Raw genomic sequence first — 13811 nt, 5'->3', positions numbered from 1 at the left:
CTCAGAAATCCCAGTCGTCGTCTTCCGTCGCGACCGCCTTGCCGATGACATAGGACGACCCCGACCCGGAGAAGAAGTCGTGGTTCTCGTCCGCGTTGGGCGACAAGGCCGCCATGATCGCCGGGTTCACCTTGCACAGGTCGTCGGGGAACAGGGCCTCGAAGCCCAGGTTCTGCAGCGCCTTGTTGGCGTTGTAATGCAGGAACTGCTTCACGTCCTCGGTCAGGCCCAGCGGATCGTAGAGGCTTTCGGTGTACCGGCTCTCGATCTCGTAGAGATCGAAGATGAGAGAGAAGGCGAAGTCCTTCAGCTCCTGCCGCCCGGCCTCGTCGAGCCGCTCCAGACCGCGCTGGAACTTGTAGCCGATATAATAGCCGTGCACCGCCTCGTCGCGAATGATCAGCCGGATCAGGTCGGCGGTGTTGGTCAGCCGTGCCCGGCTGGACCAGTGCATCGGCAGGTAGAAGCCGGAATAGAACAGGAAGCTCTCCAGGAAGACGCTCGCCACCTTCTTGCGCAGCGGGTTCGCGGTCGCGTCGTATTCATCGAGGATCAATCGCGACTTCTGCTGCAGGTGGGCGTTTTCCTGCGACCAGCGGAACGCCTCATCGACTTCCGGCGTCGAGCACAGGGTCGAGAAGATCGACGAGTAGCTGCGCGCGTGAACCGCCTCCATGAAGGCGATGTTGGTCAGTACCGCCTCCTCGTGCGGGGTGATCGCATCGGCCATGAGCGCAGGCGCCCCGACCGTGTTCTGGATCGTGTCGAGAAGCGTGAGGCCGGTGAACACACGGATGGTCAGCAGCCGCTCGGCGTCCGTCAGCTGGGACCAGGACTGGATGTCGTTGGACAGCGGCACCTTTTCGGGCAGCCAGAAATTGACCGTCAGCCGGTTCCAGATTTCCAGGTCCTTGTCGTCCTGCAGGCGGTTCCAGTTGACCGCGCGCGGCACTGCGCGCCGGGGGATGATGGCGTTCATGTCTTCCTCACAGCGAACAAGAAACACAGCCCTGGACCTCGGTTCCCTCGAGGGCCATCTGGCGCAGGCGGATGTAGTAGATGGTCTTGATGCCCTTCTTCCACGCATGGATCTGGGCGCGGTTGATATCCCGCGTCGTCGCCGTGTCCTTGAAGAACAACGTCAGGGACAGGCCCTGGTCGACATGCTGGGTCGCGACCGCATAGGTGTCGATGATCGCCTCGGCACCGATCTCGTAGGCATCCCGGTAGTATTCAAGATTCTCGTTCGTCATGTAGGGCGCCGGGTAGTAGACGCGGCCGATCTTGCCCTCCTTGCGGATCTCGATCTTGGAGGTGATCGGGTGGATCGAGGAGGTGGCATTGTTGATGTAGCTGATCGATCCCGTGGGCGGGACGGCCTGGAGGTTCCGGTTGTAGAGCCCGTCCCGGATCACCGTCTCCCTCAGGCGGACCCAGTCCTCGCGCCCCGGCACCTCGACGCCGAACCGGGCGAAGAGCTCGCGCACGGTCTCGGTCTCGGGCAGCCAGACCCGGTCGACATACTTGTCGAAGAACGAGCCGTCCGCATAGCGCGAGGCCTCGAAGCCGGCAAAGCTTCTGCCGCGCTCGCGCGCCAGCGCGCTGGAGGCGCGCAGGCAATGGAAAAGCACGACCGCGAAATACACATTGGTGAAGTCCAGCCCTTCGGGGCTGCCGTAGTGAATGCGCTCGCGCGCCAGGAAGCCGTGCAGGTTCATCTGGCCAAGGCCGATGGCGTGGCTTTCGTCGTTGCCGCGCCGGACCGAGGGTACGGATTCGATCGCCGACATTTCCGACACGGCGTTCAGCGCGCGCACCGCGGTTTCCACCGTGGCGCCGAGATCGCCGCCATCCATCGCCCTGGCGATGTTGAGAGATCCCAGATTGCAGGAAATGTCCGTTCCAAGGTGGCGATAGCTGAGGTCGTCGTTGTAGGTCGACGCCTCGTTGACCTGCAGGATCTCCGAACACAGGTTGGACATGGAGATCCGCCCGGCCACCGGGTTGGCCCGGTTCACCGTGTCCTCGAACATGATGTAGGGATAGCCGCTCTCGAACTGGATCTCGGCCAGCGTCTGGAAGAACTGGCGCGCATTGATCTTCTTCTTGCGGATGCGCGGATCGTCGACCATCTCGTGATAGGTCTCGGTCACCGAGATCTCCGAGAAGGGCCGGCCGTACACCCGCTGAACATCGTGCGGCGAGAAGAGATACATCTCCTCGTTCTTCTTCGCGAGTTCGAAGGTGATGTCGGGAACGACCACGCCCAGCGACAGGGTCTTGATGCGGATCTTCTCGTCGGCGTTCTCGCGCTTGGTGTCAAGGAAGCGCAGGATGTCGGGATGATGGGCATGCAGGTAGACCGCGCCTGCGCCCTGCCGGGCGCCGAGCTGGTTGGCGTAGGAAAAACTGTCTTCCAGCAGCTTCATCACGGGGATGACGCCGGACGACTGGTTCTCGATGCCCTTGATGGCCGCGCCGTGCTCGCGGATGTTGGTCAGCATCAAGGCGACGCCGCCGCCGCGCTTGCTCAGCTGCAGCGCCGAGTTGATGCCGCGCCCGATGGACTCCATGTTGTCCTCGATGCGCAGCAGGAAGCAGGAGATCAACTCGCCCCGCTGCGCCTTGCCCGCGTTGAGGAAGGTGGGTGTCGCCGGCTGGAAGCGCCCGGCAAGGATCTCGTGCATCAACCGCACGGCGAGCGCCTCGTCACCGCGCGCCAGGGTCAGCGCCACCATCACGACACGGTCCTCGAGACGCTCGAGATATCGCTTTCCGTCGCGGGTCTTCAACGTGTAGCTGGTGTAGTACTTGAAGGCGCCGAGGAAGGTCGGGAAGCGGAACCTGACCGCATAGGCCTCGTCCCAGATCCGGCGCAGGAATGCAGGCTCGTAGCCGTCGAGGACATGGGCCTCGTAATAGCCCTCCTCGACCAGATAGCGCAGCTTCTCCTCCAGCGAGTGGAAGAACACGGTGTTCTGGTTGACGTGCTGGAGAAAATACTGGCGCGCGGCCATGCGGTCGGCATCGAACCGGATGCGTCCCTGCTCGTCGTAGAGGTTCAGCATCGCGTTCAGGGCGTGATAGTCGAGCCCCTGCCATTCGGCGGGCACGGCCTTCGCGGGAGCGGCGTCGCTCACGTCGCGGTCGAGAGTTGCGTTTTCCAAAACCTGTCCAGTCCTTCCCTGACCCGGTCGAGATCGCTCGCCGTTCCGGCCAATTCGAAGCGATAGAGCAACGGCACGCCGCACTTGCGGGCGATCACGTCACCGGCCAGCGCGTAGAGCGCGCCGAAGTTGCGGTTGCCCGACGCGATGACGCCGCGAAGATGCCCGCGGGCGTCCGCGTCGTTGAGGAAGCGGATCACCTGCTTGTGGACGGCGCCGCGCCCCTCGCCGTCGGCATAGGTCGGGGTGACCAGGACGAACGGCGCGTCCGGCATGGGCATGGGATCGGCCGGCGACACGGGGATGCGCTCGGCCGCAAGTCCCAGGGCACGGACGAACCGGTCCGTATTGCCCGACCGCGACGAGAAATAGATCAGCCCGCCCATGGGCTTGCTCAGGCGAGCGCGGCGATCTTGTCTGGCCGGAAGCCGGCCCAGTGCTCGTCGCCCGCCATGACGACCGGCACCTGGCGATAGCCGAGCTCGCTCACGCGGGCCATGGCCTGCTCGTCCAGGGTAAGGTCGACAAGGTCGAACGCCAGCCCCTTGGCCGAAAGGGCACGGGTCGTCGCGGTGCACTGGACGCAGGCGGGTTTGGAATAGACGGTGATGCTCATCGGGAGTCCCTCGATCTCTGCCTGATGCGGGCGGCAGGGACAGGGACGCGAACAGTCGCGGCGAGGCCACGACCGTACGACGCCTCCGGGCCCACCGACCGGGTTCGTTACAAGGTCCTGGCAGGTCTCCTGGCTCGCGGGTCGTTGCCTTGGTCCGTCTTCCCGGGACCCGGTGGTCCCAGTGACATGCGTGGACGTCGGCTCGCCGCTTACAGTTGCGGGGGCAGCGCCGGACTTGCACCGGCTTCCCTTTTCATCCGCGCCGAATCGCGGACACCATGACAACACGATCTAGGCATGCCCAGCGCCTTGCGGTCAATATCTTGTATTCCGAACCCCACACCTCACGCGATATCGGGCCACCCGCCGGCGCCCGGCAGCGACCTGCCGCAGCGTGTTCCTCTGATGGGGTGTCGCCGGCATGGCTTTCGGCCTGCGCCGTCCTGACGACGACCGCCGGCGGCGGCGTTCCGCTCACGTCGGCGGACGGCAAGGCGGTCGCCAACGGCGCGCCGGGCAGCTTCACCACACGGCTGCACGCCGCCTACTGGACGCTGCGCGAGGAGGGCACGATGGGCGATCCCGTCGACTATTCCGCCGACAACCCGCAGGAGTGGCTCGGCTGAACAGGGGGCCGGGCGCGCGCCGTGACGCGCCCCGAACGCCGGCGGAGGGAGGGCGGAGCTGCCGGACGGAAAACGGCGCTGCATCGCTCGCGCGACCGACCGGGATCCGCGGGATCCGGCGACGCAAACGGCACAAGCAGGCGAACAAGCGCCTGCTCTGATCGTGCGATTTTATCGGATTTTCAGATCGAGGGGGAAGACTGGTGGAGCCAAGCGGGATCGAACCGCTGACCTCTTGAATGCCATTCAAGCGCTCTCCCAACTGAGCTATGGCCCCGTCTTCCAGTGTCTTGTCCGAAGCCCTTGGCCGGAAACCTCCGGGACCTTCCTGCTTCAAACTGTCCGGCGACGCTTGGGTTCGTCTTGCCGGTGCGGGCGGAAAATACGTCTTCCGCCCCTCAAGTCAAGCGGAATAATCCGCTTTCCCGAACAGGCCCTGAGGAAAACTTTCAGGGCCTGTGGACAACGCCGATTTCAGCGGTCGGTGTCCTCGTCGTCGCGCTCGAGCACGATGCCCGGCACGTCGTCGTCTTCCTCGTCCTCGTCGTCGATGAAGACGTCGTCGGCATCGTCGTCGGCGATGTCCTCGTCGACCTCGTCATCGTCGATGGCGACGGCGGTATCGCCTTCGGCCTCCGCATCGGCTTCCTCGAGGCTGACCATCTCGGCACCCTCGTCTTCCAGCTCGACGTCGTCCTCGTCCTCCTCGACCACGGCCGCAGCCTTGGCAGCGGTCTTCGCCCGCATCGCCTGGGCCACGATGAACACCGTGCCGCACTTGGGGCAGGTGATCGGATCGCGATTGAGGTCGTAATATTTCGTGCCGCAACCGCCGCACAGCCGCTTGGTGCCAAGATCGGGTTTTGCCACGTTTCCAACCCTTGTCTGCAGATAATCGGGCGTTCGCTTAAAGGCTACCCGGCTTCCTGTCAAAGCCTAATCCGCCCTGCTTCGTCAAACGCTTTATGGACCCGCCCCACCGCACTCCCCAGGGCACTCCCCCACACACTCCCCGGGGCATCTCCCGATGCGTTCCCCGATGCGTTCCCGCAAGCGTGTCGGAAGGGGCCGTCACCGGACGCTCGAGGGGCAACACCCACGGTGACGTATCGGTTCCAGCATGATACGAGGGGCAACGCAACAGTCGGCTTCAAGCTTTCGGAATCCAGCATGTCCCAATCCACCGCCGCAAGGCCGCTGACGGCCCGCTCCGGCGCCTCGCTCAAGGGCCGGGTCACCGTGCCCGGCGACAAGTCCATTTCCCACCGGGCCCTGATGCTGGGCGCACTGGCCATCGGCCGGACCACGGTGTCCGGCCTGCTGGAATCGGAGGACGTGCTCAACACCGCCGCCGCCATGCGCGCCTTCGGCGCCCGCATCCAGCGCGATGCATCGGGCCTGTGGAGCGTCGACGGCGCCGGGCTCGGCAGCCTCGTCGAGCCGGAGACGGTGATCGACTACGGCAATGCCGGCACCGGCGTGCGCCTTGCCATGGGCATCGCCGGTACCCATCCCATTGCGGCCACGTTCACGGGCGACGCCTCGCTGGTGAAGCGGCCGATGGGCCGCGTGCTGGAGCCCTTGCGGATGATGGGAACGCGGGTGATCTCGCGCTCCGGCGACCGGCTGCCGCTGTCGGTGCACGGCCCCGGCACCCCGGCGCCGATCAGCTACCGGGTGCCCGTGCCGTCAGCGCAGGTGAAGTCGGCGGTGCTGCTGGCCGGCCTCAACGCGCCGGGCCAGACCACGGTGATCGAGCCGATCCCCACCCGCGACCACACCGAGCGCATGCTCGCCGGCTTCGGCGCGACCATCCAGGTCGACCATGACGACGCCGGCGGCCGGGTGATCACCGTCACCGGCCAGGGCGAGCTGCAGCCGCAGGACGTCACCGTGCCGGCCGATCCCTCCTCGGCCGCCTTCCCCATCGTCGCAGGCCTGATCGTGCCGGGCTCGGATGTGACGGTCGCCGACGTGCTGCTCAACGAGCACCGCACCGGCCTCCTGACCACGCTGCAGGAGATGGGCGCGGATCTGGAGATCACCAATGTCCGCGAGACCGGCGGCGAGCGGCTGGGCGATGTGCGCGTGCGCCATTCGAAGCTGAAGGGCGTCGAGGTGCCGGCGAGCCGCGCGCCCTCGATGATCGACGAATATCCGGTGCTGGCCGTCGCCGCCGCCTTTGCGGAAGGCACGACGACCATGCTCGGGGTGGAAGAGCTCAAGGTGAAGGAATCGGACCGTCTTGCGGCGGTCGCCGCCGGCCTTCGCGCCAACGGCGTCGAGTGCGAGGAAGGCGAGAGCACCTTGCGGGTGCACGGGCGCAAGGGCCCGATCGGCGGCGGCACCGTCGTCACCCATCTCGACCACCGCATCGCCATGACCTTCCTGGTGCTGGGCCTTGCCGCCGACCGGCCGGTCACGGTCGACGACGGCGCCGTGATCGCCACCAGCTTCCCGAGTTTCGAGGCGTTGTTCGCAGAGCTCGGCGGCGACATCCGCGAGACGGGAGAGCAGGCCGCATGATCATCGCCATCGACGGACCTGCGGCCTCGGGCAAGGGCACCCTGGCGCGCCGGCTGGCGGACCATTACGGCCTGCGCCATCTCGACACCGGCCTTACCTATCGCGCGGTTGCGGCCGCGCTACTGGCCCGCGGGCTGCCGCTCGGCGACGAGGCGGTGGCGGTGGCGACGGCGCGCAATCTCGATCTCTCCCGCCTCGACCGCGACGTGCTGTCGGCGCACGAGATCGGCGAGGCGGCCTCGCGGATCGCGGTGCTGCCGGGCCTGCGCGAGGAGCTGGTGCGGGCGCAGCGTCGCTTTGCGCAGGAGCCGCCGGGCGCCGTCCTGGACGGGCGCGACATCGGCACGGTGGTGTGCCCGGATGCGGATGTGAAGCTCTATGTGGTGGCGAGCGCGGCCGAGCGTGCGCGGCGGCGCACCCAGGAGCTCCTGTCGAAGGGGCAGGAGGCCGACTATGCACGAGTGCTGGCGGATCTGGAGCGGCGCGACCAGCGCGATGCCGGCCGCAGCGTCGCCCCGTTGAAACCGGCGGACGATGCGGACTTGCTCGATACGTCGGAAATGGATATAGAAACCGCGTTCAAGGCGGCTGTGGATATCGTCGATAGCGTGCACGCAAGGTAGCGGTCACGAGATCGGCGCTTTTTCGCATCGCTCGCCCCGAGCCGGAGGATCTGCCCTCGCGCAGGTTTCCGCGCCCATCGGCCTCATGGTCCGGCTCGCCCGGGACCGGCCGGGCGAAGACTGGCGGATCGCGACATGTTGTTCCCTTTACGGTGAAGGACGGCCGCGCATTCCCCGCAAGACATGACTGAGCGTGCGGTTTCGCCTTCCGCCTCGCCGGCCTGCGCAGTCCCGTTGCCGAATGGCCGGGGACGGCGCGGAAGCAGCACCCGAAACGGGCGCTGCCGGACGGAGGAACCGCCTGGAACAACACAAACCCGCCGGCGACGAGCCAGACTTGGCTGCCAGGAGTTTCGATGAGCAGTTTGAACCCTACCCGCGATGAATTTGCCGCCCTTCTCGAGGAAAGCTTCGAGCAGCAGGAGCTGTACGAAGGTTCCGTCGTCACCGGCACCGTGATCGCCATCGAGAAGGATCTCGCGGTGATCGACGTCGGCCTGAAGGTCGAAGGCCGCATCGCGCTGAAGGAATTTGGCGTCAAGGGACGTGACGGCGACGATGCCGGCGTCTCGGTCGGCGACAAGGTCGAGGTCTATCTGGAGCGCGTCGAGAACGCGCTCGGCGAGGCCGTCCTGTCGCGCGACAAGGCTCGCCGCGAAGAGAGCTGGGTCCGTCTCGAGGTCGCTTTCGAGGCGAACGAGAAGGTCACCGGCCAGATCTTCAACCAGGTTAAGGGCGGCTTCACCGTCGACCTCGACGGCGCCGTGGCCTTCCTGCCGCGTTCGCAGGTGGACATCCGTCCGGTGCGCGACGTCGCGCCCTTGATGCACACCCCGCAGCCGTTCCAGATCCTGAAGATGGACAAGCGCCGCGGCAACATCGTCGTGTCGCGCCGTGTCGTCCTCGAGGAGACCCGTGCCGAGCAGCGCTCGGAGCTGGTCCAGAGCCTCGAGGAAGGCCAGGTCATGGAAGGCGTGGTCAAGAACATCACCGACTACGGTGCGTTCGTCGACCTGGGCGGCATCGATGGCCTGCTGCACGTCACCGACATCGCGTGGCGCCGCATCAACCATCCGAGCGAGGTCCTGTCGATCGGTCAGACCGTCAAGGTCCAGATCATCCGCGTCAACCAGGACACGCACCGCATCTCGCTGGGCATGAAGCAGCTCGAGGCCGATCCGTGGGACGGCATCGAGGCCAAGTACCCGGTCGATGCCAAGTTCACGGGCCGCGTGACCAACATCACCGACTACGGTGCGTTCGTCGAGCTGGAGCCGGGCATCGAAGGCCTGATCCACGTCTCCGAGATGTCCTGGACCAAGAAGAACGTCCATCCGGGCAAGATCGTCTCCACCTCGCAGGAGGTTGAGGTGATGATCCTGGAGGTCGATCCGGTCAAGCGTCGTATCTCGCTCGGTCTCAAGCAGACCCTGCAGAACCCGTGGGAGGCCTTCGCCGACAAGTTCCCGACCGGTACCGAGGTCGAGGGCGAGGTCAAGAACAAGACCGAGTTCGGTCTGTTCATCGGTCTCGACGGCGACGTCGACGGCATGGTCCACCTCTCCGACCTCGACTGGAACCGTCCGGGCGAGCAGGTCATCGAAGAGTACAAGAAGGGCGACATGGTTCGCGCCGTCGTGCTCGACGTCGACATGGAGAAGGAGCGTATTTCGCTCGGCATCAAGCAGCTCGGCGGCGATCCGTTCGACACTGCTGCGGCCGGCGAGCTGCGCAAGGGCGTCATCATCACCTGCGAAGTGGTCGAAGTGAAGGACGGCGGCCTCGAGGCCAAGATCGTCGACACCGACCTGACCACCTTCGTGCGTCGTGCCGACCTGTCCCGCGACCGCGCCGAGCAGCGCCCCGAGCGTTTCTCGGTCGGCGAGAAGTTCGACGCCCGCGTCACCCAGTTCGACAAGAAGACCCGCCGCGTGTCGGTCTCCATCAAGGCGCTGGAAATCGCCGAGGAGAAGGAAGCCGTTGCGCAGTACGGTTCGTCGGACTCGGGCGCTTCGCTCGGCGACATTCTCGGCGCGGCCCTCAAGGCCCGCGAGACCGACGACTGATCGCAACACGCGACCTTACGAAAAAACAGAACCCCGGCCTCGCGGCCGGGGTTCTTTCGTTTGGGGGGCCTCGCGGCCGGGGTTCTTTCGTTTGGGGGGCCTCGCGGCCGGGGTTCTTTCGTTTCGGGGGGGCCGCAAGGCCGGGGTTCTTTCGTTCCGGGCCGGGTTCGCGGCACGTTTCAGGCGATGTCGGCGCCGCGCTCCGTCAGCAGCTCGCGCAGCACGGAGCGGTGGCAGCGGGCCTCGTCCTCGCAATAGCAGCCGAGCGAGAAGGCCCCCGAATGCGACAGCGCTGCGAGCATGTCGAGCAGGCGCGCGGGGCCAGGCGCTGCCATCTCCTTGCGGAACGCCTTGACGAAGGCCGCCCAGTCCGCCTCCGACTGCGCGGCCCGCGCGCTCGCCACCAGCTCCGCACTCGGCGACAGCTCGGGCAGCCAGGTGTCGTACCAGTTGCCGGTCGCGTAGTCTTCCTTGCGCACACCGCGCGGCGGCCGGCGCACCGTGCCGAGCCGGGGCCCCTCGCCCTCGCTGCGCTGCGTTCCAAGCCGCACGATCCGAACGCTCATCTTTCGCTCCCTTGCCGTGGCCTGCGCAAAGGATGGCACATCCGGTCCCGTGCCCGGAAGATGCGAACGGCACGCGCCCCGAGCGGTTCAGCCGTAGCAGTGCTCGGGCGCGGGATAGGCGCCGGAGCGCACCTCCTCGCCGAAGGCGCGCAGCGCCTCGGTAATGCTGCCGCGCCCGGCAAGGTAATCCTTCACGAAGCGCGCCTTGCGCCCCTCGCCCAGGCCCAGCATGTCGTGCAGGACCAGCACCTGCGCATCGGTCGCAGGCCCCGCACCGATGCCGACCACCGGCACCGTTGCGGCCTCGCTCACCGCCTTGCCGAGCGCATCGGGCACGCATTCCAGCAGCAGCAGCCGGGCGCCGGCCTCCTCCAGCATGCGAGCCTCCTCGCGGATGCGCGCGGCGGCCGCCTCATTGCGGCCCTGCAGGCGGAAGCCGCCCAGCATGTCGGCCGTTTGCGGCGTCAGACCGAGATGGGCGCAGACCGGCATGCCGCGCTCGGTCAGATGGCGGATCGTCTCGGCCACCCAGGCGCCGCCCTCGATCTTCACCGCATTGGCCCCGGCCTGCATCAGCCGGGCGGCATTGGCCGCCGCCTGATCGGGAGCATTGGCCGCGCCGAACGGCATGTCGGCGAGGATCAGCGGACGGTGTTCGCCCCGCTCCACGCCGCGGCGGACGCAGGCCGTGTGATAGGCCATGTCGTCCATGGTCACGGGAACGGTCGAGCCGCGTCCCTGCACCACCATGCCGAGACTGTCGCCAACGAGCAGGGTCTCGATGCCGGCGCCGGCGGCGGCTTGGGCAAAACCGGCGTCATAGGCGGTGACCATCGCGAAGCGGCGGCCGTCCGCCTTGCGCGCGTCCAGCGTGTTAAGGGTGATTTGCGCCATGGTTCGTAAGGCCCTCCCCGACCTGTTATCGTGCACCGCAACAAAACGTGGCGAGCGCCTGAGTGCCAGAGGACGCGGCGTCCGGCAAGCATGCTGCTGCGCGCCTGCGGGCCGTTTCTTCCAGTTCGGGCTTTTCAACGGCAGCTCAGCCATGTAGCGATAAGCCTCCCTGGAAGCGGGAAGAGCGAAAGGTTTGGCCCATGGCCCTTGATGCGGACGCGCTGGTCGACCGACGGCGACTGCGCCGGAAAGTGATGTTCTGGAGGGCCTTTGCCTTCCTGCTCGCGATCGTGGCGATCGGCGGGATGCTCGCCTGGAGCGGCGCCTTCGGCTCGCTCGACCGGCGCGGAGCCCACATCGCACGGCTTCCGGTCGGCGGACTGATCGTCGACGACCGGGACCGGGTCAAGCTGATCAAGGAGCTCGCCAAGAACGAGCGGGTGAAGGCGGTGATCGTCGACCTGAACTCGCCCGGCGGCACCACCGTCGGCGGCGAGACGCTCTACATGGCGCTGCGCGAGCTGGCGGAGAAAAAGCCCGTGGTCGCGCAGGTCGGCACGCTGGCCGCCTCGGCCGGCTACATGACCGCCATCGCCACCGACCATATCGTTGCACGGCACACCTCGATCACCGGCTCCATCGGCGTCTACATCCAGTACGGCAATTTCGGCGGCCTGCTCGACACGCTGGGCGTCAAGTTCGACGTGGTGCGCTCCGGCCCGCTCAAGGCGGAGCCGAATTTCCATTCCCAGACGCCTCCGGCCGTGCGCGACAATCTGCAGGCCTTGATCGACGACAGCTACGAATGGTTCGTCGCCCGGGTGGCCGAGCGCCGCGGGCTGGATGTGGACGCGGTGCGCGCGGTCGCGCAGGGCGGCGTCTATTCCGGCGAGGCGGCGCGCGATCTCGGGCTGATCGACGATCTCGGCGGCGAGGAAGCCAGCCTCAAGTGGCTGGAAACCGAACGCGGCATCGCCGCCGACCTGCCGGTCGTCACCTGGCGGGTCGCGCGCGAGAGGGAGGGCGGACTGCCCTTCGTCGGCCGGATGGCGCACTGGTTCGGCTCCGGGGTCGCCAGCGGTGCCCTCGAGGCGGTGGCAGGTGCCGGCGCCATCATCCCGGAAGGGCTTGCGCTTGACGGTCTTGTGTCCGTTTGGCACGCTCGCAACGCGGCGGAAAGTCTCGACCGAACAGGGGGACGCGAATGATCAAGTCGGAACTGGTGCAACGGATCGCCGAACAGAATCCGCATCTTTACCAGCGGGATGTTGAGAACATCGTCAACGCGATCCTCGACGAGATCACCGATGCCCTGCGCAGCGGCAACCGGGTCGAGCTTCGGGGCTTCGGGGCCTTCTCGGTGAAGAACCGGCCGGCCCGCACCGGGCGCAATCCGCGCACGGGGCAAAAGGTCGATGTGGAGGAGAAGTTCGTTCCCTTCTTCAAGACCGGCAAGGAGATGCGCGAGCGTCTCAACGACGGGGACGGTTCGGAAGACCCCGACGACGATTGAGCGGCCCTGATCGGAGCCCGGGCCGCAGGCGGCCCGAATGCGGGCCGGGTGCCGGGACCGCAGGCGACCGGCCGCGCGGGAGATCGCGTACAGGAGACAGGAATTGACGCGCTTTCTGAAGAACCTCGTGCTGGTGCCGATCGCCGTCGTGCTGATCGCGCTGGCGGTCGCCAACCGGCATGTCGTGACGCTGTCGCTCGACCCGTTCAACCGGGCCGATCCGGCCGTGAGCGTCGATGCGCCGCTGTTCTGGATCCTGTTCGCGGCCGTCGCCTTCGGCGTCTTCATCGGCGGCGTCGCCTCCTGGGCAGCCCAGGGTAAGTGGCGCAAGGAAGCCCGCGTCAAGCGGCGCGAGGCCGACCGCTGGCACTCGGAAGCCGACCGGCTGAAGGCCCAGCAGCAGGGCGATGGCGGCAAGGCCATTACCTCCCGCTCCGCGGCCTGACCCGCAGCAACGGTTCGATAGTCTGATTTCGGCCCGCCGCGCCACAAGGTCCGCGCGGGCCGAATGCGTTTCAGGCAGTCTTCGGGGGCAGCCGTCAGGGATTGCCGGAAGGCTTGTCGTCCGGCGGCGTATAGGCCGGCAGGCTCCAGCCCCAGATGATCGCCCCGCCGCGCAGCACCAGGGCCGCCACGACCCCGGCGATCGCCGCCGGCCAGGCCTCGACGCCGAAGGAAAACAGGCCGACATAGACGCCCGCGCCGACAAAGGCCGGCGTCAGATAGAGCTCCGGATTGACCAGCGCCGAGGGCTGGTCGGCGATCGTGTCGCGGATGATGCCGCCGAAGGTGGCGGTCGCCACCCCCATCAGCACCGCAACCGTCGGCGGGTGGCCGAGCGCCAGCGTCTTCGCCGCTCCCATCACCGAATAGGCGGCAAGGCCCATCGCGTCGGCCCAGCGCAGCGGCTTGCTCATCCGTTCCACCACCGGCGTTGCGAACCACATCAGCGCGCCGATGGAAATGCAGACGACGAGATAGATCTCGTTCTCGACCCAGAAAACCGGCGCATCGAGCAGCAGGTCGCGCAGCGTGCCGCCGCCGACGCCGGTGAACACGGCGAAGAAGACGAAGGCGAGACAGTCGAGCCGCAGGCGCGAGGCGACGATGGCCCCTGTCACCGCGAAGACGGCAACGCCGAGAAAATCGAGGATCTGGAGCATGGTCGCCATGCGGCGATGCTAGGCCGTAACCCGGCGCATCCGCAACGGGCG

The 13811-nt window shown here is 66.9% G+C and carries 15 protein-coding genes, 1 tRNA gene and 1 riboswitch; of the genes, 7 read left to right on the top strand and 9 right to left on the bottom strand.

Annotated features, from left to right (window positions below; translation table 11 throughout):
* Position 1 precedes the first annotated feature (1 nt).
* Genes nrdF through nrdH form a run of 4 tightly spaced genes read right to left on the bottom strand, consistent with a single transcriptional unit; the run spans position 2 to position 3783 of the window.
* Positions 2-979 (bottom strand): class 1b ribonucleoside-diphosphate reductase subunit beta, encoded by a 978-nt coding sequence (nrdF, locus tag GH266_RS15810; RefSeq protein WP_158194685.1) that lies wholly within the window; start codon positions 977-979, stop codon positions 2-4.
* Between the two features lie 7 nt (positions 980-986).
* Positions 987-3140 (bottom strand): class 1b ribonucleoside-diphosphate reductase subunit alpha, encoded by a 2154-nt coding sequence (gene nrdE, locus GH266_RS15805; RefSeq protein WP_280524831.1) that lies wholly within the window; start codon positions 3138-3140, stop codon positions 987-989.
* Positions 3137-3553: a class Ib ribonucleoside-diphosphate reductase assembly flavoprotein NrdI gene (gene nrdI, locus GH266_RS15800; RefSeq protein ID WP_158194683.1), complete on the bottom strand. Its 417-nt coding sequence runs from the start codon at positions 3551-3553 to the stop codon at positions 3137-3139. The genes nrdE and nrdI overlap by 4 nt, the downstream gene beginning before the upstream one ends.
* A gap of 8 nt (positions 3554-3561) precedes the next feature.
* On the bottom strand, positions 3562-3783 hold the full coding sequence (gene nrdH / locus GH266_RS15795; RefSeq protein WP_158194682.1) for a glutaredoxin-like protein NrdH: 222 nt from the start codon (positions 3781-3783) through the stop codon (positions 3562-3564).
* Positions 3784-3885: 102 nt separating this feature from the next.
* A riboswitch (cobalamin riboswitch) is annotated at positions 3886-4079 on the bottom strand.
* 114 nt (positions 4080-4193) lie between these two features.
* Here nrdH and GH266_RS15790 point away from each other — a divergent pair.
* On the top strand, positions 4194-4409 hold the full coding sequence (locus tag GH266_RS15790) for a hypothetical protein (protein ID WP_158194681.1): 216 nt from the start codon (positions 4194-4196) through the stop codon (positions 4407-4409).
* Between the two features lie 201 nt (positions 4410-4610).
* Here the strand turns inward: GH266_RS15790 and GH266_RS15785 are convergent.
* Both GH266_RS15785 and GH266_RS15780 read right to left on the bottom strand, forming a co-directional pair.
* Positions 4611-4686, bottom strand: a tRNA-Ala gene (locus GH266_RS15785).
* A gap of 197 nt (positions 4687-4883) precedes the next feature.
* Positions 4884-5279, bottom strand: a complete 396-nt coding sequence (locus GH266_RS15780) for a TIGR02300 family protein (RefSeq protein WP_158194680.1) — start codon at positions 5277-5279, stop codon at positions 4884-4886.
* Positions 5280-5579: 300 nt separating this feature from the next.
* On the opposite strand from GH266_RS15780, the gene aroA reads away from it, so the two are divergent.
* The 3 genes from aroA to rpsA all read left to right on the top strand — a co-directional run bounded on the left by aroA (position 5580) and on the right by rpsA (position 9624).
* Positions 5580-6935, top strand: a complete 1356-nt coding sequence (gene aroA, locus GH266_RS15775; protein WP_158194679.1) for a 3-phosphoshikimate 1-carboxyvinyltransferase — start codon at positions 5580-5582, stop codon at positions 6933-6935.
* A complete protein-coding gene (gene cmk / locus GH266_RS15770) occupies positions 6932-7558 on the top strand; it encodes a (d)CMP kinase (RefSeq protein WP_158194678.1) in 627 nt (208 codons plus the stop codon). Before aroA ends, cmk begins: the two co-directional genes overlap by 4 nt.
* 356 nt (positions 7559-7914) lie before the next feature.
* The gene (gene rpsA / locus GH266_RS15765; protein ID WP_158194677.1) at positions 7915-9624 is read left to right on the top strand and encodes a 30S ribosomal protein S1; all 1710 of its coding nucleotides are present in this window, start codon (positions 7915-7917) and stop codon (positions 9622-9624) included.
* A 179-nt stretch (positions 9625-9803) separates the two neighbouring features.
* On the opposite strand, the gene GH266_RS15760 is transcribed toward rpsA, so the two are convergent.
* Entirely contained in the window at positions 9804-10190 is a 387-nt protein-coding gene (locus tag GH266_RS15760; RefSeq protein ID WP_158194676.1) for a DUF488 domain-containing protein, read from the bottom strand.
* 87 nt (positions 10191-10277) lie between these two features.
* Positions 10278-11084: a 3-methyl-2-oxobutanoate hydroxymethyltransferase gene (gene panB, locus GH266_RS15755; protein WP_158194675.1), complete on the bottom strand. Its 807-nt coding sequence runs from the start codon at positions 11082-11084 to the stop codon at positions 10278-10280.
* A gap of 200 nt (positions 11085-11284) precedes the next feature.
* Here panB and sppA point away from each other — a divergent pair, with 200 nt between their 5' ends.
* The 3 genes from sppA to GH266_RS15740 all read left to right on the top strand — a co-directional run bounded on the left by sppA (position 11285) and on the right by GH266_RS15740 (position 13042).
* On the top strand, positions 11285-12292 hold the full coding sequence (gene sppA, locus GH266_RS15750; protein WP_158194674.1) for a signal peptide peptidase SppA: 1008 nt from the start codon (positions 11285-11287) through the stop codon (positions 12290-12292).
* Positions 12289-12597: an integration host factor subunit beta gene (locus GH266_RS15745; RefSeq protein ID WP_120270482.1), complete on the top strand. Its 309-nt coding sequence runs from the start codon at positions 12289-12291 to the stop codon at positions 12595-12597. Before sppA ends, GH266_RS15745 begins: the two co-directional genes overlap by 4 nt.
* 103 nt (positions 12598-12700) lie before the next feature.
* A complete protein-coding gene (locus GH266_RS15740; protein WP_158194673.1) occupies positions 12701-13042 on the top strand; it encodes a LapA family protein in 342 nt (113 codons plus the stop codon).
* 94 nt (positions 13043-13136) lie between these two features.
* Here the strand turns inward: GH266_RS15740 and GH266_RS15735 are convergent, their stop codons facing one another.
* Entirely contained in the window at positions 13137-13769 is a 633-nt protein-coding gene (locus tag GH266_RS15735; RefSeq protein WP_158194672.1) for a trimeric intracellular cation channel family protein, read from the bottom strand.
* Positions 13770-13811: the final 42 nt, after the last annotated feature.

The sequence above is a fragment of the Stappia indica genome, from assembly GCF_009789575.1.
Taxonomy (GTDB): Bacteria; Pseudomonadota; Alphaproteobacteria; order Rhizobiales; family Stappiaceae; genus Stappia; species Stappia indica_A.
Note: the sequence above shows the minus strand (reverse complement) of the source record. Positions and strands in the feature narration are given on the sequence as shown.